This window comes from Salinicoccus carnicancri Crm, from assembly GCF_000330705.1.
Classification (GTDB): domain Bacteria; phylum Bacillota; class Bacilli; order Staphylococcales; family Salinicoccaceae; genus Salinicoccus; species Salinicoccus carnicancri.
In genome coordinates this window covers 81,126-102,299 of sequence record NZ_ANAM01000001.1, presented here as the reverse complement: position 1 = coordinate 102,299, position 21,174 = coordinate 81,126, and the positions used below count along the sequence as shown (strand labels likewise).

The 21,174-nt window shown below is 46.1% G+C and carries 19 protein-coding genes and 2 tRNA genes; 6 read left to right on the top strand and 15 right to left on the bottom strand.

Annotated features, from left to right (window positions below):
- Positions 1-17 precede the first annotated feature (17 nt).
- Positions 18-872: a GIY-YIG nuclease family protein gene (locus C792_RS0100485; protein WP_017547474.1), complete on the top strand. Its 855-nt coding sequence runs from the start codon at positions 18-20 to the stop codon at positions 870-872.
- 27 nt (positions 873-899) lie between these two features.
- Here C792_RS0100485 and C792_RS14070 read toward each other — a convergent pair whose 3' ends face one another.
- On the bottom strand, positions 900-1,313 hold the full coding sequence (locus C792_RS14070) for a putative immunity protein (protein WP_156811605.1): 414 nt from the start codon (positions 1,311-1,313) through the stop codon (positions 900-902).
- A gap of 319 nt (positions 1,314-1,632) precedes the next feature.
- Here C792_RS14070 and C792_RS0100475 point away from each other — a divergent pair, with 319 nt between their 5' ends.
- The 3 genes from C792_RS0100475 (at position 1,633) to C792_RS14580 (ending at position 4,969) form a co-directional block, all read left to right on the top strand.
- Complete coding sequence (locus C792_RS0100475) at positions 1,633-2,310, top strand: TVP38/TMEM64 family protein (RefSeq protein WP_017547472.1); 678 nt, start codon at positions 1,633-1,635, stop codon at positions 2,308-2,310.
- Positions 2,311-2,500: 190 nt separating this feature from the next.
- A complete protein-coding gene (locus C792_RS0100470; RefSeq protein ID WP_017547471.1) occupies positions 2,501-3,259 on the top strand; it encodes an SDR family NAD(P)-dependent oxidoreductase in 759 nt (252 codons plus the stop codon).
- A 300-nt stretch (positions 3,260-3,559) separates the two neighbouring features.
- On the top strand, positions 3,560-4,969 hold the full coding sequence (locus tag C792_RS14580) for a vWA domain-containing protein (protein WP_017547470.1): 1,410 nt from the start codon (positions 3,560-3,562) through the stop codon (positions 4,967-4,969).
- Positions 4,970-5,239: 270 nt separating this feature from the next.
- On the opposite strand, the gene rlmH is transcribed toward C792_RS14580, so the two are convergent.
- Entirely contained in the window at positions 5,240-5,719 is a 480-nt protein-coding gene (rlmH, locus tag C792_RS0100460) for a 23S rRNA (pseudouridine(1915)-N(3))-methyltransferase RlmH (RefSeq protein ID WP_017547469.1), read from the bottom strand.
- A gap of 156 nt (positions 5,720-5,875) precedes the next feature.
- On the opposite strand from rlmH, the gene C792_RS0100455 reads away from it, so the two are divergent.
- Positions 5,876-6,457: a hypothetical protein gene (locus C792_RS0100455; RefSeq protein WP_156811604.1), complete on the top strand. Its 582-nt coding sequence runs from the start codon at positions 5,876-5,878 to the stop codon at positions 6,455-6,457.
- A 148-nt stretch (positions 6,458-6,605) separates the two neighbouring features.
- Here C792_RS0100455 and C792_RS0100450 read toward each other — a convergent pair whose 3' ends face one another.
- The 7 genes from C792_RS0100450 to C792_RS0100420 form a co-directional block, all read right to left on the bottom strand.
- Entirely contained in the window at positions 6,606-7,394 is a 789-nt protein-coding gene (locus C792_RS0100450; protein WP_017547467.1) for an MBL fold metallo-hydrolase, read from the bottom strand.
- A 5-nt stretch (positions 7,395-7,399) separates the two neighbouring features.
- Positions 7,400-8,176, bottom strand: coding sequence for a two-component system regulatory protein YycI (gene yycI, locus C792_RS0100445; RefSeq protein WP_017547466.1), 777 nt, complete (start codon positions 8,174-8,176; stop codon positions 7,400-7,402).
- Complete coding sequence (locus C792_RS0100440) at positions 8,177-9,490, bottom strand: YycH family regulatory protein (RefSeq protein ID WP_017547465.1); 1,314 nt, start codon at positions 9,488-9,490, stop codon at positions 8,177-8,179.
- Positions 9,483-11,324 (bottom strand): cell wall metabolism sensor histidine kinase WalK, encoded by a 1,842-nt coding sequence (walK, locus tag C792_RS0100435; RefSeq protein WP_017547464.1) that lies wholly within the window; start codon positions 11,322-11,324, stop codon positions 9,483-9,485. The genes C792_RS0100440 and walK overlap by 8 nt, the downstream gene beginning before the upstream one ends.
- A 16-nt stretch (positions 11,325-11,340) precedes the next feature.
- A complete protein-coding gene (yycF, locus tag C792_RS0100430; RefSeq protein ID WP_017547463.1) occupies positions 11,341-12,042 on the bottom strand; it encodes a response regulator YycF in 702 nt (233 codons plus the stop codon).
- Positions 12,043-12,175: 133 nt separating this feature from the next.
- Positions 12,176-12,248, bottom strand: a tRNA-Asp gene (locus tag C792_RS0100425).
- Positions 12,249-12,272: 24 nt separating this feature from the next.
- A tRNA-Glu gene (locus tag C792_RS0100420) sits at positions 12,273-12,344 on the bottom strand.
- A gap of 251 nt (positions 12,345-12,595) precedes the next feature.
- Here C792_RS0100420 and C792_RS0100415 point away from each other — a divergent pair.
- On the top strand, positions 12,596-13,321 hold the full coding sequence (locus C792_RS0100415) for a phosphoadenylyl-sulfate reductase (protein WP_017547462.1): 726 nt from the start codon (positions 12,596-12,598) through the stop codon (positions 13,319-13,321).
- Positions 13,322-13,384: 63 nt separating this feature from the next.
- On the opposite strand, the gene C792_RS0100410 is transcribed toward C792_RS0100415, so the two are convergent.
- From C792_RS0100410 to serS, 6 genes are all read right to left on the bottom strand, one after another.
- A complete protein-coding gene (locus C792_RS0100410) occupies positions 13,385-14,671 on the bottom strand; it encodes an adenylosuccinate synthase (RefSeq protein WP_017547461.1) in 1,287 nt (428 codons plus the stop codon).
- Positions 14,672-14,786: 115 nt separating this feature from the next.
- A complete protein-coding gene (dnaB, locus tag C792_RS0100405; protein ID WP_040608654.1) occupies positions 14,787-16,157 on the bottom strand; it encodes a replicative DNA helicase in 1,371 nt (456 codons plus the stop codon).
- A 39-nt stretch (positions 16,158-16,196) separates the two neighbouring features.
- Positions 16,197-16,643: a 50S ribosomal protein L9 gene (gene rplI / locus C792_RS0100400; RefSeq protein WP_017547459.1), complete on the bottom strand. Its 447-nt coding sequence runs from the start codon at positions 16,641-16,643 to the stop codon at positions 16,197-16,199.
- Entirely contained in the window at positions 16,640-18,616 is a 1,977-nt protein-coding gene (locus C792_RS0100395; protein WP_026090155.1) for a DHH family phosphoesterase, read from the bottom strand. Before C792_RS0100395 ends, rplI begins: the two co-directional genes overlap by 4 nt.
- 5 nt (positions 18,617-18,621) lie before the next feature.
- The gene (locus C792_RS0100390) at positions 18,622-19,542 is read right to left on the bottom strand and encodes a DUF2232 domain-containing protein (protein WP_245537498.1); all 921 of its coding nucleotides are present in this window, start codon (positions 19,540-19,542) and stop codon (positions 18,622-18,624) included.
- Between the two features lie 62 nt (positions 19,543-19,604).
- The gene (gene serS, locus C792_RS0100385) at positions 19,605-20,882 is read right to left on the bottom strand and encodes a serine--tRNA ligase (RefSeq protein WP_017547456.1); all 1,278 of its coding nucleotides are present in this window, start codon (positions 20,880-20,882) and stop codon (positions 19,605-19,607) included.
- Positions 20,883-21,174 lie beyond the last annotated feature (292 nt).

Genomic DNA, 21,174 nt, shown 5'->3' with positions numbered 1-21,174 from the left:
AAATATGAGGTGGAACAATGATAAAACTATCAGAATTTATCAAAACTCCAAATGATGCGCATGCAAAAATAAAATTTAACATGAATCCTGCCGATCCAAATCTAAGGGCTTGGAATCTATTATTAGAAGATGACCCTGAATGGCTCACTATGAATAGTTGGAAGACAAAGCAACCTAATAATAATCTTAATCATGCCGAATACTTAATTGCAATGGCTCAATATTATCCTTATGGACCAGAATACTTTGCTTTTGGTGGACTCTATAAGGTTGAAAAGAAACTTCCTGAAGTTTTTAATGATATAGGTTATAAATTAACCTTAATGGAAGAGTATCAAGAATATATAAAAAGATTGATTATTAAAATTGACAAACCCATCGGCAGAGATGTGTACAATCGTCGATACCATACAATTCAAGACCAATTAAACCCTGAAGTATATGAAATCGCCCCTAATATTAAGCTAGGACATTTCCCTGGTTATCAAAATGTCCGTATGAACCATAAAGAGATGCAACAAGTCCTCTTAAGAGAAGATCCCAGTTGGAAATCTGCTCTTAGCTATGTTAAAGGTGTGTATGTAATTTCTGATTTAAGTAATGGCAAACTATATATTGGTTCTGCTTCTGGTAATACTGAGGGGATATGGCAACGATGGTCAGGGTATGCCCACTTAGGGAACTTGACAGGGGGAAATAAAGAATTCAAAGATATTCTATTAGAGAAAGGCAAGGATCACATTCAAAAACACTTCCAGTATTCTATTCTTGAGATTTTTGATACAAAAACAAAGAGTGAGGTTGTTATTGAAAGAGAAAATTATTGGAAGAATGTATTCAACACAAAGAAAAACGGTATGAACCATAACTAATTACATCGAAAGAGATGTGCAGTATTTTTAGTTTTTCATTTTATATGCCAAACCAATTTGCTTATCCCGTTCTTTAATAATTGAATTACGTTCATTCTCGTCTTCTAAATTCACTACACGTATTGCATAATCAGAAGAAGCAATAGCATGACCGCGCATATGGCCTGTAGCAATAGCTTGTGCAAAAACACGTGCTGCATACTTACTGATTTCTGACTGTGATTTCTGGGATAACTTATTTGCCAGGAAGCCAGCTTGTCTTAAATCATAAGCACTCGCAACTCCTTCCTTTCTCTCATTTAAAGTTTTTTCTGCACCTGAAATGATTTCGTTTTTTAAGTCATTGTCTCCAATATCTATATAGCCCGTATATCTTTTGGCATTTGTCACAGCCCATTCTGCCAACTCTTTCTGTGTAAATGTCTCCAAGACTTTTTCCAAATGTATACTTTTATTTATTTGATAACATTTTACGTGTTCTGGAGAAATTATATCTGTTCCTGCTAATTAGTTCTCATCGTAATTACACGAGTTTTTGAAGTTACTTATAATATTGCTCCCTCCTCATCTTGTTTCCCTTGAATACCTCCTCAAAAGCATGACTTTCATCATTTAGTTGAGGTAGGCAAGGGGATCGAAGTTGATTTCTTGGTCACTTCGTCTTTTGACCGCTTCGCCAATCTTTCCCTTTTAATTTTGACATAGTTAAAGTTAAAGTAATCATAACAGCTAATAAAATACACAGGAAAGAGGAAACACTATGCGCTCAGATAAAGATCATGCAGATGCATTTTCCCCACGATCAATACTTTCATTATTATCTTTAGTAATTGTCATTGGGACCTTAATATGGCTGAGTTTTAATGTTGATGTCCCTGAACCTGAAGTGTTAAGGAATATGATTCAAAGCTATGGTTGGGCAGGTTGGCTGGTCTTCATTGGAATCACGGCATTGATTGCCATTACACCCATTCCAGTAACGATTCCAACACTAGTTGCAGGTTCTTTATACGGCATCATTGCAGGCAGCTTATTCTCCTTTACAGGCGTGCTGATTGGTTCATGGCTAGGTTATTGGTTGGCCCGACTTACCGGCCAGGAACTTACATTCAAACTACTTGGGCGTCATGGCAGCACTGTCAAAAAATATTTGAGTAACGCCGGCTTCTTGGCCATGTGTACAGCAAGACTCATGCCAGGCTTACCATATTGGCCAATCAACTATGGTGCTGGTGCACTGGGCATCAATCAGTATACCTTTTTATCAGCAACCTTCATCGCTTCCATTCCAGGGCAGATCTCATTAGTTGCACTGGGCGCTTTCGCAGCCAATCAGTCCCTCTTTAACGGTGTCATCCTTGTCAGCGCCTGGATAGTAGTATTGGTATCGACTTGGGTATCATACCGATATTGGAGAAACACACGTGAAAATGATTAAATGACGGTTCTGTAACCGCAATATCTTTCCTTATTCCTAGTCTCAGTATTCAGTACTAGCGTCAGAAGGAATTACCTCACTTAAAATCACATACTGATATAGTACCGCCTTCCTGATAAGTCAATATTTTGATTATTCCGTTTATTATTACTATGCTTGAATTACTGAATGAGAAAGGAGACCTGAAATAATGACAAATAAGATTGTGCTCATTACAGGTGGCGCTGGTGGTATTGGTCAAGCTATTGCGAAAGAACATTTAGATAACGGTAATACTGTTGTACTTGTAGATTTAAAAGAAGATTCGTTGAACATAGCTAAGGAAAACCTGGGTGGTAACAATATCGAAATAATTGTTGGCGATGTCACTGACGAAGGGGACGTTAAAAATTATGTAGATAAAACAGTTGAGAAATTTAGCCGTGTCGATATTTTCTATAATAATGCCGGTGTTAATGGCCCATTCAAGCCAATAAAAGATTTAGATAAAAATGAATTTGAAAAAATCATGGCTATCAATACTACAGGTGTGTTTCTTGGGCTGAAATTTGTTCTTCCACAAATGGAGAAACAAGGATTTGGTAATGTTGTCAACACTGCTTCAAACGCTGCGTACATTGGCTCCGCGGGCATGCCCGGATATATTGCCTCCAAACATGCAGTCGCCGGGTTGACTAAGACTGCCGCACTGGAAGTCGGAGATAAGAATATCAGAGTCAATGCTATTGCTCCTGCCGCGATAGATACAGATATGCTGACCGATATTCGTAATAATCTGTCTCCTGGTGAACCAGAAAAATCAGGTGAAGCTCTGAAACAGGGCATACCATTCGGTCGCTTCGGAACACCAGCCGAAGTTGCAAAAGTTGCTTACTTCCTGGGTTCTGAAGATGCTTCATTCGTTACCGGCTCACTTTATAATGTTGACGGTGGTATGCAGGCAGACTAAGGGATTTTCAAAACTCAATATACGTGAGTACGCCCCCATGACTGGTTTTGGAACCAAGCCATGGGGGTGTACTTTATAGCATGCAGTTCAATGTTCTTCAATTCAATATATATCTTATCTCTAATGAATAACATTCTATGCAAGTAATAAATGTATTCCCTGCTTTTAATTACGGTTTATTTCTATTCCTGTCAAAAAATAAATTTACAGAATTTTTACAATTAAAATCCAGAATTTCAGGTTTTCAAAAAAATTATAGGCTATACTTAAATAAAATTAGAAATTTACAAGGAGTTAATGATGAGAGTATTTTTGCTTATGGGCCTGTTTATGATACTTACCGCGTGCAGCACAACGGAAGAAAACTCAGATGAATCGAATGAGAAAGTAGGGAATACAGGGGAAAGTACAGAAGACGAATCTGCAGAAGCAGAGGCCAGCTCTGAAGAAAATGAAACTACAGAAGAAAGCACGGCATCAAATGAATCAGAAAATATTGAGATGGAAATTTCTTTAGAATCTGTTCTTGAGGAAGAAGAAGGGACAATGATAGACGCCTCTAGGCAGGAAATTGAAGATGAGTTAACGGCATTCATTGAAGAAAATGATGGTGATGTCACAGATGAGATGGTCTATGAGAAGTTACTGGAAATGTTAGGTGGTCACCCTGACATGCAAGAAGGAATTAAGTACTTTCAAGACTTCTCTGCTGAGTTAGTTGACTTAACTGACCAGCCCGGTGGTTTAAAGGTTGAGGATGGTGAGTTGTCTCTTAGAAACAATGTCTATATTTTAATGGATAAAAGTGGCAGCATGGCTGATGAAATAGATGGCAAGACTAAGATGGATGCGGCAAAAGAATCCGTTAATCAATTTGTTGAAGATATGCCAAATGGTACTCAAGTGAGTCTGATTAACTATGGTTTCAGTAAAGACAACAATGGGGAAGATGATTCATGTTCTGCAGTTGAAGAGACCTTCCCAATTGGTGAGTATGAAGAGAACGAATTTAATGAAGCTCTAAATCAATATGGCAGTGAAGGTTTTACACCGTTAGCACTTGCGATTGAAGAAGTAGGTAAGGTGATTAAAAATAGTGAATCTACTGGCAGTCATACAATTTACGTTGTCAGTGATGGACAGGAGACTTGTAATGGAGATCCTGTCGCAGCTGTTCAAGACCTTCCAGAAGATGAGAGCATCGAAACAGTTCTAAATATCATTGGTTTTGACATTCAGGACGATGAAGTACAATCATTAGTGGATGTTACAGAAGCTAATGGCGGAGAATACTTGTCAGCAACAAATCCAGATGAATTATCTGAAATATTAAAACGTGAGAAACTGAACTTATTTATTAAGTACCGTGATTGGTCAAATGAGAATCTTAAAAATATAACTCAGGCAAGCAACAACAAACATCTTGATCGAACTCAGGTGGTTAATGCGGCAAATACCGCAAACCGTCAGACAGATAATAGCATGAATGGTGTCTTAAATGATGTATCGTTCAGCAGCTCTCAAGAGTTCCGTTATCCAAAAGCCAGAGAATGGTCAGAAGAGAGATACTTGATTATCAGAGACTTCTTAAGTGAGAATTATGAGGTCGCTGGAGATGATATTGATTCGGAGAAAGAAAAACTCCGTGATTCTGTGAACCAGGAGTTTGATGAAATCGAAAGGGATTATAAGGAAGATATTGAAGAATAATGGAAGTTCCCCTTAAGTTAGGAATAAATCTAACTTAAGGGATTTTTCAGAGTTAAGTTTCTCAAAATAGTCCTACTTAAATTATATTTTAATTTTAAAATTTTTTGAATCAAGGATATCACAAATTCGCTCTAAAAGTTCACCAACTCTAAAATTTAAAAGTTAGTCTCTCTTGAAATCTTTCTTCCATATTCAGTTTAAACTATTCGGTTTTCCGGATAGTTCGATTCTCGGTAAGCTCATGTTCATCATAGATATTTTTAATGTGTTCTATTTATGGTAATTCTCATTCCTCAATATCTTATTCACTCTGAAAATCTGCTCGAGCAGCATGACTTTCATCATCTGGTGGGGGTAGGTGAGGGAACCGAAGCTGATTTCCTGGTCGGACCTCTGCTTTACGCTGTCTCCTATGCCGTTGCTGCCGCCGATGATGAAGGCGACGTCACTTTTTCCCGTGTTCATCCATTTCTGATATTCTTCGGCGAGTTTTTCACTGGTGTATGCTTTGCCCCTGATTTCTAGTGTGACGACGTGCTGTGTGTCTTTTATTTTGGCGAGGATCTTCCGGGCTTCTTTTTCCTTGATGATATCTATGTCCTTACCCCCGGCGTTGCTGGGTTCTTTTTCATCCGGTATTTCAATCAGTTCGAGTCTGGCATAGGCGCTGATGCGCTTTTTGTATTCTTCGACAGCCTGTTGCCAATATTTCTCTTTCAGTTTCCCAACTGTGATTACAGTGATTTTCACGATGTTTCCTCCTTTCGTCCTATTTGTAATAGCTTGACTGTTCGTGTAAATTGTTAAATAATTAAGGTGACATTCAAAATATGTAAAAGGGGTGTTCTTATGCCGATTCTTGCCTATAGTATACTTAAATTTCATGAATTAGACGACCTAAATCATATGATAGATTTCGCTTTCAACAAGGATGACGAAATGGACTTCAATGTGATCGAAAAAGTCCCGGAAGGGCTTGAAATCCACGCCGCACCTTATCAGGATGCCGCTATTGCTTCTTATTACAATACACTCGATGACGACGATAAGAAAAAGCTGGTCGAGGATCTTGAAGGCAGTGATTTTGTCGATCTTGATGAAACGTTAAGTGAGGCTGCTGTGCAGGAGCAGGAGCAGATCCTTGTTGCTGAGGAGCGCATTGATCTGGGCGAGAAATACTATAAAAATCTGATTGAATTCGGCGTGCCGGATGCTTATGAGTGGACGAAAATACACTGGGGCATGAAAGGGTATGCGATGGATACCAGTGTGGATGAGGATAAGCTCGAAATCAGCTTCATGACGGCCGGAAAAGGGGTACGTGCCCTGATGTATAAACTTTACGAGAAAGCGGGCATTCCTTTCGTCTACCGGTACACCGACAATGAATTCACTGAATACGGGGAGATCGTATTCAGTGAGAATGGCATCAGCGAAAATGATGTGGACGGGTCCTGGGTCAAAGAGACGTTTTCCGATAAACAGTAAAACAGAGAGGGATACATCTGATTGTGATGCTCCCTCTCTGTTTTTGTATCTGTTTTCCACTTTTCCACCGGTTGTACACAACTGCACCGGAGTTATCCACGTTATTGTAACGTTATCCACATGTTTTTGTATATAAGTTGTGGATAACTCATACTGTGTATATCTTCGTTGGTGCTTCCTTGTCTGTATCGCACAGCATTATTTCATCTTTTGTATCGATATCATATTGGTTGAGAACCTGTTCCACGCTCATCTTTGCCAGCTCTTTGATATTATTGTCGAGACTCAGATGACTGAGATAGATCCGTTTGGTGCGGGCGGTTATTACGTCACGCATCGCGTGTGCGGCGTCTTCATTGGAGACGTGCCCGACATCTGATAGTATCCGCTGCTTCGTTACCCACGGATATCTTCCCATGCGCAGCATGTCGACATCATGGTTGCTTTCAAAGACGAAACAGTCGCTGTCTTTGATGATGCCCTTCATGTGGTCGGAAACGTACCCTGTATCGGTGATGACCGATATCTTCTTATCATTCCGGGCAAATGTGTAGAACTGTGGGTCTACCGCATCATGGGAAACGCTGAATGAATTGACATCCATGCCCACGATTTCTTTCTCTTCAAACGGATTGAAATGGAACTTCTGCCCGGGATTGATTTCAATCCCCTTTTTTTCTATCTGTCTCCATGTATTTTTGTTCGCAAAAATAGGGATGTCATACCGTTTGGCGGTCACTTTAAGCCCTTTGATATGGTCCGAATGCTCATGTGTGATAAGTATCGCATCTATGTTACTCAATGAAGTCCCCAATGTATTCAGTGCTTCCTCTATCCTCTTACATGAAAGTCCGACATCTATGAGCAGGCTGCCTTTCTCTGTTTCGATGTACGTGCTGTTCCCTGTGGAACCGCTGGCCAACACGCTCATTTTCATTGCTTTCACTCACTTTCGATTATATCTTCTGTTTCACTGATGGCATCTATATAGATTGTCTTCTCCACACCCTGGTCGGAAATCCTGAATTCCCATTTCGGCCTCAGCATGACCTGATCCCCGTCGTTCAATATGACGTAGTAGCCAAGCCGCGCATTTTCAACCACGGCTTCCTCTGAAATCCTGTCGCGCTGATACAGGTCGATGACACCCTGTTTGGGATTCCTCACCGCAGCCGGAGTGGAGTATGAGTTCTCTCTCAGGTTTTTCAGGTATGCCTGTTCATACACTTTTGCCTCGGGTCCTTCCCCGCGGAAGATGAGCCTTGCTGATTCATGATTGAAGATCGGCAGATCTTCGAACTGCTGGTTGAATATCCGCCTACCCACTTTGCTCATCACTTCATCATACTCGTATTCCCCGCCCCTGTAAACACTCTCCGACTTATATTGCTCAAGCGATTCTGGCTCCATCGACGGGGCGGAGCCGCCTTCCTCGAATTCGATAACGAGACTGTGGCTGTTCTCGGACGATTCTACATCGGATGTGTCAACTCCCTCCACATCTTCAAAATCCTCCGCCTCTCCGGTCAGCACGTTAAGCTTCTTTGGCTCATGATCAGGGACAGCCGATACGTCTATACCGGTCTCTTCGAGGACGCCCGGTGCATCCTCGATCTTTTTCACGCTGTCCTGCTGCTTGTTGTAGAACATGAAGACGAGTGCCAGGTTGATGATCAGGAATACCAGTATATAAAGGGATTTTGTCAGCTTCCAATCCATCTAATAAAGACCCCCTTCATCAAAACGCATCCACTCACCGTCATATTTCACAAACCACTCAGGTGTGAACTCCAGCAGGTTCAGCTCTGTCTGGCTTTCTGCAAAGCCCATGTCATAGCCAATGGTGATCTTGGATACCTTTTGAAGATCCAGTTCCTCATTCAGGGCAATCTGATACCTGACATTTTCAAGCGTGGTCAGCTCCTTCGTCTGGTCCCCGGGCACATTTGCATCAATGTGCAGCTGTGGCCGTTCATATTCATATACCGCATTATTGCCGTACTTCACTGAAATGGTATTCTGCATTTCACCGCTGAACACGACATAGCCGTTCATTGTGAACCTGTAGATGGATTCATTCGATTCCTCTTCATAGTCGAACAGTATATGTTCGTTGGCCAGTGCCGTATGTGAATTGAGAAAATCGAAGCTCCGCTGTATCGTATGATGCGGATTCCTTCCGGAAGAGAGCGTTTCATCCAGGTTCGTATACGAATAGCTGTAGGTGTCACTGCTGTATGTTGCGATATTGCTCTCACCCTCATACACATAGACATCTTCGTTGCGCGTGGTCGATATTTCATCATCCATGAAGAGGATATCATTCACCACATCCACACTGTGCTGGGTGGAGAGGAAGTTCTCGACATTGACTTCACCCGGGTCATTAGGACCGTAGATGGCCGTCTTGTTATTCGATGTCTGCTGATTGGTGATGATACCTGTATAATCCTCGAACGAATCCTCATATCTTTCAACGATGGACAACAGATACTCACTTTCTATATCGGTATTTGCTACAGCGACTTTGTCCAGTGATTCATTCAGCATGAAAAACGTCACATTCTCAGAAGCGATGTCCACAATGATGCGGTCAAAGCTGTAGTCGGGGAGGGCACCGTCATAAGTAAAACCGAGCACCTGGAACAGTGATTTTGCGGGCATTTCGGACGGATAGTCCACGATGAGGAATTTCTCATGGCCGTCCTCGCCTACAGCAGGATCGAGCCTGTTCATATTACTGTAGACATTTATGTCCTGTATTTCAGTACCCTCAAGAAATTCCCTGACACCGACAACAGCATCTTCCTCTATCGTTCCCCGGACGTCACTGCCATCGACCCAGATGAGCTGATAGGCACGCATGACATTTTTGAATGATACCGTTTCACCGCCGCCGATATTCGGAGTGGATTCCACGGATGTATCTACCTGTGAAAACTCAGGCTGGTAGCTCCATACCATGTAGGTCAAGACGGCACTCGTTATCACCAGCACGAACAGAATCACTGATTTGGCTGTTTCCCTAAACATCCCAGACATCCTCCTCAAGCGTTTCACAAGGCAGATTGATGAAAATCGTCGTACCTTCATTCTCTACGCTGTTCGCCCAAATCCTGCCGTCATGCGCCTCGATGATCTCTTTGGAAATGGCGAGGCCGAGGCCTGTACCGCCCATCTTGCGGGCACGGCCTTTATCGACGCGGTAGAACCGCTCGAATATGCGGTCCACTTTGCTGCCGGGAATGCCGAGTCCGTTATCTTTGATCTGTACCGTCATGCGGTTGTAGAGACGGTTCTGTTTGACATGGAACTCGACTCTCTTGTTCTCGCTGTTGGAATATTTGATAGCATTGGAAATGACATTGTCCAGCACCTGACCAACTTTATCCATCGCAATTTCAGTGAATATGGCCGTATCCGGAATATTCCTGACAAACTCGACATCATCCTTATGAGTCATTTCAAAACGGTCGATGGTACGGTTTAAGAACATATTGAAATCGACGATTTCCTTGGTCAGTTCCTCTGCCTCATTATCCATCCTGGACAACTGAAGCAGATCCTCGACCAGCCGGATCATCCGGTCGGTCTCTTCACGGGTCACACCAAGGAATTTCGGTGCCAGATTCTCATCCTGCCATGCTCCTTCCTGCAGCGCTTCGAGATAGCTCCGCATGGATGTCAGCGGGGTACGCAGTTCATGGGAGACATTTGCCACGAACTCCCTGCGCTCGTTGTCGATCCGCTCCTGATCCGTAACGTCATGAAGTACGGCGATATAGCCGTTGATGAATCCCGTATCCTTCACAATGGTCGAGAAGTTGATACGGATGGTCGTCTCCTGATCATCTTTTTCGGGGAACATCAGCTGGCTTTCATTCATCTCCTGAATGTCCTCGAGGTGCATGTCCTGATCGAGTCCAAGCAGTTCGAGCATGCTTTCCCCATATATGTCCCCGCCGCGCATATTGACCATATCAAGCGCCATATCGTTCACTACGCGTATACGGCCCCGCCTGTCGGTCGCGATGATGCCGTCCGACATGTGGGTGATGACGGAATCAAGGCGTTTCTTTTCGCTCTCAGTATTCGCCTGCGCCTCCTGGACACGTTTTGAAAGTATGTTGAATGAGCCTGCAAGCTCGCCGATTTCATCATTACTGTATATTTTAACGCGCGATGTATAATCCCCTTCGGACATCAGGAGTGCCTGATTCCTCATATCCGTGATCGGGCGCGTGATTGTGCGCGCGATGAATATACCAAGTATGCTCGTAATGATGAGCGATATCAGGGTCGCGATGATGAAAGTGTTGTTGATCGCTTCAAGCTGCTGATACACGGTTTCGATATTCGAGGAAACATAAATAGCACCGAGAATCTGGCTGTCCTGGAGAACGGGCTGGTTCAGAAGCCATATGCGCTGATGGTCCTGTTCGACGTTGACATAGATCTCGTCGTTCCTCGTTCCCGTTGAGATGGACTCCTCGGTGAGTGGGGCATTTATCCTGGAACCGATATTGGATTCATTGGATATTTTGCTCGTTGCCACGAGCAGGTTATCTGAATTGACATAACGTACTTCTTCGATTTCCGGACGATTGCCGTAGTCGGAGAGAAGCTTCTGGATTTCTTCCTGCATTACCTCGCGGTCATCCCCATATTCCGTATACAGTTCATTGATACGCGTATCGATGAGGCTGACCTGTGTTTCGATATTGTCCTGGAAGTTGCCTGTAAGTTCCTTCTCGAGCGTATTCGTGAAATAAAGGCCGATGATCTGCATGCCGATGACGATGAGAAGGACATAGATGATGACAAGCTTTATATGGAGGGACTGAAGGTTCCTGAAAAACTGCTTCATTTACGTGTAAACTCCTTTATTCATCACCCTGGATATAATACCCCACGCCTCTGCGCGTCATCAGGTATTCCGGATGGGATGGATCATCTTCAATCTTTTCCCTCAGTCTTCTGACTGTCACATCGACTGTCCGGACGTCTCCGAAATAGTCGTAGCCCCATACCGTCTCAAGCAGATGTTCCCGCGTCATCACCTGTGACAGGTGCTTCGCCAGATAATGGAACAGCTCAAATTCACGGTGGGTGAGTTCAATATCCCTGCCGTGCTTTTTAATTGCAAAGGAATCCGGCAATATCGTGATGTCTTTTATCTGTATATTGTTTGTCTCCACTTCCTTCTCTTTCGGGGCGGTTTCCTGATTCCTTCTCAGGTTCGCCTTGACGCGGGCGATCAGCTCGCGGGTGGAGAACGGCTTCGTAACATAATCATCCGCACCGAGTTCAAGACCGAGCACCTTGTCGATTTCGGAATCTTTGGCAGTCAGCATGATGATGGGCATCTCATGCTTCTTGCGGACTTCACGGCATACTTCCATGCCGTCCATGCCCGGCAGCATAATATCGAGCAGTACGATATCCGGCACAACCTCGAGTATCAGCTCGAGTGCATCATTACCGTCATAGGCGCAATGCACCTCATATCCTTCCTTTTCAAGGTTGAATTCCAATATATCCGCAATGGGTCTCTCGTCGTCCACTACAACAATTTTTTTAGCCATTTCTTTCCCTCACTTTGCTTCGGAGTCACGTTTTTCATAGTTATCCATTACAAATGTATCACTTTTTACTATTTTTATCCACGACGGTACAACAAAAAAGCCCCAGCTTTTCGTATGCTGGAGGCTCTCTTAGCGGTCCCGACGGGAATCGAACCCGCGATCTCCTGCGTGACAGGCAGGCATGTTAACCGCTACACCACGGGACCATGTTGATGTATTAGAATGGAAAGTGACCCGTACGGGACTCGAACCCGTGTTACCGCCGTGAAAGGGCGGTGTCTTAACCGCTTGACCAACGGGCCATATTGAAATGTCTGTTTGACACAAACATTATTATACCATGAGGTAAATTTCAATTTCAACTGAAATTTTAAGCAAAAACCAATTTAATGTGGAAATTTCCCAATCTCTGATAGCGGCACTATAACATGTAAAGATACAGTAAATCCGAGTATAATGATATAGTTTTCCTTTGACACGAAAATCACTATCATATAGGCTAATCATCGTAGTTATATATTTTTAGACATTATGCTCGAAAGGGGAATGGAACATGGCGGAAACGAAGTTGAGCTATGAAAAATTTACAGTTGATCCTTTTCAGTATTTCTCTCCCGATGATGAAACAAAAGGGGCCGACCGAGTCCTGGAATGGGCCTATGGACACTTTGGTGAATCACTCATTTATGCCTGCAGTTTCGGGGCTGAGGCCATGGTTCTCATAGATCTTATTTCCCGGGTGAAAAGAGATGCCAAAATCGTCTTTTTGGATACAGCTCTTCATTTCCGGGAAACCTATGATCTGATCGACAGGGTGAGAGAAAGATATCCCGGGCTCCGCATCACTTTGAAAAAACCGCATCTTTCCCTTGACCGGCAGGCAGAAGAATACGGTGATGCACTATGGCAGAAAGATCCGAACCAGTGCTGCTATATACGCAAGATAAAACCGCTTGAAGAGGTTTTATCAGGTGCTGATGCCTGGTTATCCGGCCTGAGGAGGGCGCAGTCGCCCGGGCGCCGGAACACCGATTTCGTCAATCGGGATGAACGCTTCAAATCCATTAAAATATGCCCGCTGATCCACTGGACATGGGAGGATGTATGGGACTATATCACTGGTCACAACCTGCCCTATAACACGCTCCATGATTCCAGCTATCCGAGCATAGGGTGCATACCGTGCACTTCGCAGACCGCATCAGGCGGCGACTCCCGCGACGGGAGATGGGCCGGGACCAACAAGACGGAGTGCGGCCTGCATTCCTCAAGCGACTAGACGGGGGGACAGTCAGGCACAGCAAAAAAGTTCGGCCGGACATTGTCTGTCGGCCGAACTTTTTTATGCCCAGAAATCTTTGAGGAGATTGGTCTGACTGCGGTCAGGTCCGACAGAGAAGATTGAAATCTTCACGCCGGAAAGCCTTTCGATCTCTTCAAGATAGTTCCGTGCATTCCGGGGGAGGTCTTCAAGGCGTTTCACGCCGGTGATATCCTCGTTCCAGCCCGGCATCTCCTTGAAGATTGGTGTAGCACGCTTCAGTGCATCGAGTGTCGCCGGGTATTCTGTGATTTCCATGCCGTCGATTTCATAGGCGGTACATATCTTTACAGTATCCAGACCGCTCAGTACATCGATCGAATTCAGTGACAGGTCTGTAATGCCGCTCACACGTCTGGAATGGCGCACCACTACGCTGTCGAACCAGCCCACGCGTCTCGGACGTCCTGTCGTCGTGCCGTATTCACGGCCGACTTCTCGTATATGGTGTCCGCTGTCATCGAACAGTTCTGTCGGGAATGGCCCGTCCCCAACCCTTGAAGTGTAGGCTTTGCATACACCGACGATGTTTTTGACGGACGATGTACCAACACCGCAGCCTACAGTCACGTTGCCCGCAACAGGGTTGCTGGATGTAACGAATGGATACGTACCGTGGTCGATGTCGAGCATGACGCCCTGTGCACCTTCAAACAGTACTTTGCCATTATCCTGGAACGCATCATCCAGGACTTTTGCCGTGTCTGTGACGTAGGGAGCCAGGCGCTCAGCCGCTTTTTTATATGGTCCGTATATTTCATCAAATGTGAACCCGTCACGGTTGTACAGTGCTTCGAAAGTGTGATTCTTTATCCTGAGGTTCTCCTCAAGCCGCCTTCTGAATGTCTCGTCGTCGATGAGGTCCGCCATGCGGATGCCGATGCGCTGTACTTTGTCCACATAACTTGGGCCGATACCGCGTTTTGTCGTGCCGATCTTATTTTCACCACGTGCTTCCTCTTCCAGCTCATCCTGGAGCAGGTGATAGGGCAGGATAACCTGCGCACGGTTTGAGATCCTCAGGTTGTCCACTGAGATTCCGCGTTCGATCAGACCATCCAGTTCCTTGATGAGAGAGAGCGGATCGATGACGACTCCGTTTCCTATCAGGGATATCTTGTCATCATAGAAAATTCCCGACGGTACAAGGTGCAGCTTGTAGGTCTCACCGCCGAACTGTATGGTGTGTCCCGCGTTATTCCCTCCGGAGAAGCGTGCAATGATGTCAGCATCCTCAGACAAAAAATCAGTGATCTTACCTTTACCTTCGTCGCCCCATTGTGTTCCGACTACTACTGTTCCAGACATTTGATTGTCCCCCAATTTCTTCTTTGAAATACCGTAACCATTCTACCAATAGAAGATAAAAATTGCAATGAAAATACGAACGTTTTTATATGCACCATATAAAAACATTCGTAAATTAGTTTGGCGGGATGTACCCGTCCCCGTAGTCCCTGTTGTCCTGGTCAAAGAAGCTGCTGTAGGACTTGTTGAATATCAGTTTGACCGTGCCGGTCGGGCCGTTACGGTGTTTTGCCAGGATGATCTCTATCTCGTCCTGTTCTTTCTGTGCCCCCTCGGCGTCATCCTCACCGTCGCCGCGCACATAGTAGTCCTCACGGTAGAGGAAGGAGACGATATCCGCATCCTGCTCGATGGAGCCTGATTCACGAAGGTCACTCATCATCGGACGCTTGTCCTGTCTGGTCTCCACGCTTCTTGATAGCTGGCTCAGTGCAATAACCGGACATTCCATCTCACGTGCAAGTGCCTTGAGCATCCTGGATATTTCGGATACTTCCTGCTGGCGGTTGTCACTGCTTTTATTGCTCGAACCCTGGATCAGCTGCAGATAGTCGATGATGACCATGTCGAGGCCATGCTCCTGCTTCAGACGCATGCACTTTGAACGGATATCGTTCACACGGATGCCGGGAGTATCATCGATGAATATCTTCGAGTCTGCGAGGCTGCCGATGGCCGTGGTGAAGTTGTCCCAGTCATCATGCCCCAGGTTCCCCTGGCGCAACTTGGTTGCATCTATCATCCCCTGGCTTGAGATCATCCTGGAAACGAGCTGGTCCGCTCCCATCTCAAGGGAGAATATGGCGACGGTATAGCCGTCGGCGGATGTTCCCACGTGGCCTGCGATGTTCAGTGCGAATGCCGTCTTACCCATGGACGGACGGGCGGCGAGTATGATCAGATCATTACGGTTGAAGCCTGAAGTCATGAAATCGAGATCACGGTAGCCTGTCGGTATGCCGGTCGTACTGGATGTCTGTCCGGCACGCGCCTCAACCTGTTCGTAGACTTCGTGCACAACGGATTTCATCGATTTGAATCCTTCGTTCCTGCGGCTCTCCGAAATCGACATGATCTTTCCCTCTGCTTCGGTCAGCAGGTCCTCGACATCGGTCTCATCGGAAAATCCTTCGCTCGCAATCTCTTCGGCAGTCTGTATCAGGGTCCGTTTAAGCGAGTATTTCGAAACGATATTGACATAGAAACCAACGTTGCGGCTTGTCGGGACAACGTTGGAGAGTTCGGCAAGGTAGCGCGGCCCGCCGATCGTGTTGAGCTGTTCCATGCTTTTCAGCTGATCGATCAGGGTCACTACGTCTATATTCTCATGATTTTCACTCAGAATTCCCATCGCGCGGTAAATATGCTGATGTTCTCTTCGGTAGAAATCTTCAGGGGCCAGGGTTTCAGCCGTTGAAATGAAGATTTCGGGATTGATCAGTATGGCACCGAGAACAGACTGTTCCGCCTCCATATTATGCGGCATCTGCTGATGTATATCCAAAATCAATCCCTCCTTTACAGTCTATTGTTCAACGACATGAACCCTGATGACCGCTGTCACTTCCTGATGCAGTTTGACTTCCAGCTTGTGGTAGCCAAGACTCTTCAGCGGCTGGGGCATATCGATTTTCCTTTTATCCAGTTTGATGCCGTGCTGCTTTTCATACGCTTCTACAATCTGTTTGGAACTGATGGAACCGAACAGTCTGCCGTCATCACCCGATTTGGTTTCTATTTCGACTTCTTTCTGTTCTATCTCATCTTTCAGCAGTTTGGCGTCCACAAGTTTCTGTTCCGCTGCCGCTGCTGCTCTATCCTGCTCTTCCTTCAGCTTCTTCAGGTTGCCCGGTGTCGCTTCCTCTGCAAGCCCGTTCTTGAAAAGGTAGTTCTGTGCATAACCATTGGGCACTTCCCTGACATCGCCTCTTTGTCCTTTGTTCTTGACGTCACTTAGAAAGATCACTTTCATTCCTCTTCACTCCTATTATCAAGTACTTGATCTATTGCGTTTAAAAGTTCATCGTACAATTCGTCCATCGACCTGTCGGTGACACGTGTTGCTGCGTTGGACAGATGGCCGCCGCCGCCCAGTGATTCCATGACGATCTGGACGTTGATTTCACCCAGCGAGCGTGCGGAGATGCCGATGGATTCATCTTCCCTGATGGCCATGACGAACGAAGCTTTGACTCCTTCGATCTGCAGCAGCTGGTCCGCAGCCTGGGCAACCGTGACCGGATGGTAGGTCATGGATGGATCCGCCTTGACGATCGCCATGCCGTTATCACGAATTTCTGCGGATTTGATCAGGTCACTGCGTGCGATATACGTATCGATATCGTCTTTCAGGAACGTCTGGGCGAGCACCGGATCCGCACCATTGCTCCTCAGGAAGCTTGCCGCATCAAATGTCCGTGATCCGGTGCGGAGCGTATAGTTACGCGTATCGACGATGATCCCGGTAAGCATGATCGTCGCTTCCAGACGGGAGAGCTTCTGCTCTTTATTCTGGTATTCAAGCAGTTCCGCTACAAGTTCGCTCGCACTTGAGGCATAGGGCTCCATATAGACGAGCAGGGGGCTGGATATGAAGTCATCGGCACGCCTGTGGTGGTCGATGATCACTTTGCGCGTCGCCTTGTTCAGTATGACTTCATCGAGCACCATACTCGGCCTGTGGGTGTCCACGACGACCACCGTCGTCTTGGTGCTCATGAGATCCCACGCCTCATCCGACGTGACGAAGAGATCCATTAGCTCCTCGCGTTCCTGGACTTCCTTGAACATACGCTGGAGCGTATCGTCGATATCTTCATCATTCAATATGATGTTGGCCTTGATGCCGTTCATGGTGGCGATCCTTGCCACACCAATCGCCGAACCGAGAGCGTCCATATCGGGATGCTTATGCCCCATGATCAGAACATTCTCACCTTCAAGCAGGATATCCCGCAAAGCGTGGGAGATGACACGCGCTTTGACGCGTGTCCGTTTTTCCATCGGATCCGTCTTGCCGCCATAGAAACGGGCATTGCCGTTCACAGCTTTGATGGAGACCTGATCCCCGCCGCGTCCGAGTGCAAGATCGAGGCTCGACTGGGCAAGTTCTCCGACTTCGATATAGTCGCTCGAGCCTTCCCCGATTCCGATGCTCAGCGTAATCTGCACACCGATTTCCTGGGACCGTTCGCGCACTTCATCAAGAAGATTGAAGCGTGTTGCTTCTATCTCTTTCAGACTCTTGTTGTTCAGGACTATGATGAACCTGTCCTGTGAGAATCTGCGGATATAGATGTGATGGTGATTCGCCCAGTCGTTGATCGTGTTTGTAATCGAGTTGTTGAGCTCGCTTTTTACCGCTTCGCTCATATTCTGGGTCACATCGTCATAGTTGTCGAGGAACAGAATTCCGATGACCGGCTTCTTGTCCTCGAGTTCAAGCTCCCTGTTGCGCTGGCTGGTGATGTCCAGAAGGTGGAGTGCCTGGTGATTCTCATCCCAGTAGATTTTATAATGGTGGTCGTTGAAGGATGATTCCGTCATCTGGATGTTATTCGCCTTCAGTGTCGTCATGATGTTCGGGAACAGCTTGTTGATCGGCTCATCCACATTGTCTGCCGGAACCACTCTGCCCATATAGTCATTCATCCATTCGATTTCATCCGCATCATTGAGCAGGATGAGACCCATCGGCAGATTGTCGATGGCATACTGCTTGCTGCCGGCCACATCCAGGGCCATCTGCCTGAATTTGATTTCGCTCACTTTGAGCGAGCGGTGGAGATACATAAACAGCAGCGTCAGAAGGATGATGCTGACAACAAAAAATAACAGGCCGGTATTAAAATGATTGACCGTAATGAAGATATTCATTACGAGAACGTGGAACGCCGCGATACCAAACGGTATGAATATCATTCTTTTGTCCAGCACGTTGTACATCATCATCACTTCCTCTTAAGTTCTATTATCGTCCTCAGTCTGAAGATCATTTCAAATATACCAATCAGCAATGTCAGGGGCTTGAGTATGATCAGTGGAATCAGCAGCAGAACCGACAGTGCCACATGCATTCTCTTTTCCCTGAAAAAGAAGTAGGCGAAACTTAAACCATGTAAATATAATACCCATTCCAGCACGATGATTATATTATTCATCGTCGAGAAGAACGTCGTCCCTTCGGTTGTAAAGAATGATACTATAAATGAAATCAAAAATAAATACAGTATGAAGCGCGGGAATTTCCAGTCTTTGAATGAACGGTACTCCCAAAGCTTCACTTGAGATGGCTTAAGGATGAGGCGCAGCATCAGTACAGTGTACAGTGCCAGCGCAAAGGAAATCAGCGTGATGTATGCAGGCAGGCTGATGAAAATCTGGTCCAGCGTCTGACTGATCAGTCCCGTGTCCATCTGCGAGGCAGCAAATTCACCGTACATGTCGAGCTGTCCCATGTACCAGTCGCGGAAATTCATATAGACATCGGACAGGGGCCTTATCGCACCCGTCCACTGCATGATGTTCAATCCGCCGAGCGTGCCGAGTGCGAGCGCCGCCGTTACATAGAAAAGCGTGAGCTCCTGTGACATATTCTGTGTGAGCGTGCGGTGCAGCACCACTGCGAGCAGATAGAGCAGCAGGTACCAAAGCCATACAGTGGCCGACAGCAGGAACACTGCAGGTATGAGGAAACTGACGAATGTCAGCCAAAAATGATAGTTCGACTCATGCTTCAATTTTACCAGGAAATAGACGGTAAAGGGGAGGATGACGCCGCCCAGGATGAGGCTGATGTCAGTCAGTGTGATGAAAACGAACACCATCAGGAGGGCGATCATCATTTGAAGCAACGAAACTTTATTATTCAATATTTCACTCCTCCAACCATAAAATAAAGCCCCTAAATGAATAGGAGCATCCAGTATTACTATTATAACGCTTCAAGCTTTTCCTGACCACTCATATACGGTCTTAAAACTTCGGGCAGCGTGACAGTGCCGTCTTCGTTCTGATAGTTTTCAAGCAGTGCAGCCATCGTACGGCCGACGGCAAGGCCGCTGCCGTTCAGTGTATGGAGCAGTTCGGGCCTGGCAGCCTTATCACGTTTGAATTTGATGTTGCCACGCCGCGCCTGGAAATCGGTCATGTTGGAAACAGAGCTGATTTCCTTGTAGTCATTGTAGCTCGGCAGCCATACTTCAACGTCGTACGTCTTGGAAGAGCCGAACCCGATGTCCCCGGTGCAGAGCAGCACTGTACGGTGGGGGATGCCCAGAAGGTTCAGTATGTTTTCGGCATGGTCCGTCATCTCTTCCAGGGCATCCCAGGAATCTTCAGGACGCTCGACACGGACCATTTCCACTTTGTTGAACTGGTGGAGGCGGATCAGCCCCCGCGTATCCCTGCCGGCAGAACCGGCTTCACTTCTGAAACAGGCTGTCTGAGCAGTGAACTTCACCGGCAGTTCCCCGTCATCCAGTGTCTCATCCTTGTGGAAGTTGGTCAGCGTCACTTCCGATGTCGGAATGGTGTACATGTCCATGTCTTCCACTTTGAAGAGGTCCTCTTCGAATTTAGGCAGCTGGCCTGTTGAGAACATCGCTTCCCCGCGCACGATCTGCGGTGTCATCATTTCTTTATAGCCGTTTTTGTTGTGCACATCGAGCATGAAATTCATCAGTGCCCGCTCGAGTCTCGCACCGTCCCCGGTATGGTAGACGAAACGGGCGCCGGACACTTTCGCCGCACGTTCGAAATCGGCGAGTCCGAGACTATCCAGAAGGTCCCAGTGCGCTTTTGGTTCAAAACTGAACTCCCTCGGTGTGCCTTCACGCCTGATTTCAACATTTTCAGTGTCATCCGCACCTTCTGGCACATCATCGTGGATCAGGTTGGGTATGCGGTGCATACGGTACTCATACGCCTCTTTGACTTCCAGGAGCCTGTTATCGATTTCCTTGATTTCATCGCCGACCCGGCGCATCTCCTGGATGACATCATCCGCATCTTCCCCGTTCTTCTTTTTGGACGCGATCTCTTCGGACACTTTGTTGCGCCTGCCCTTCAATGTCTCACTCTGTTGGATCAGTTCCCTGCGTTCCCCGTCAAGATCCAGAATCTCATCGATGACGACAGGGTCCATCCCCCGTTTTTTTGTCTTCTCCCTGACACTCTCTCTGTCATTCCTGATTTTTTTGATATCCAGCATTGCGACCGCCTCCATCGTTGTAGTTTTTATGAATAAAAAGATACCACGCCCCGAAAGGGACGTGGTATACGCGTTGCCACCCTAATTTGATGCCAAAGGCATCATCTCTTCACTGTTAACGGTATGGATAAAATACCGGCCCGTCATCTGTGAAGGATGGAAATTCATGATACTTTCCGGCCATTCCCACCAACCATGGCCTCTCTGTCATCAAGTCATCATTACTGCTTCCTTCTGACGGCTTCTATTCAAGTTAAAAACCATTCTAATACGAATCCTGTAAAAAGGCAAG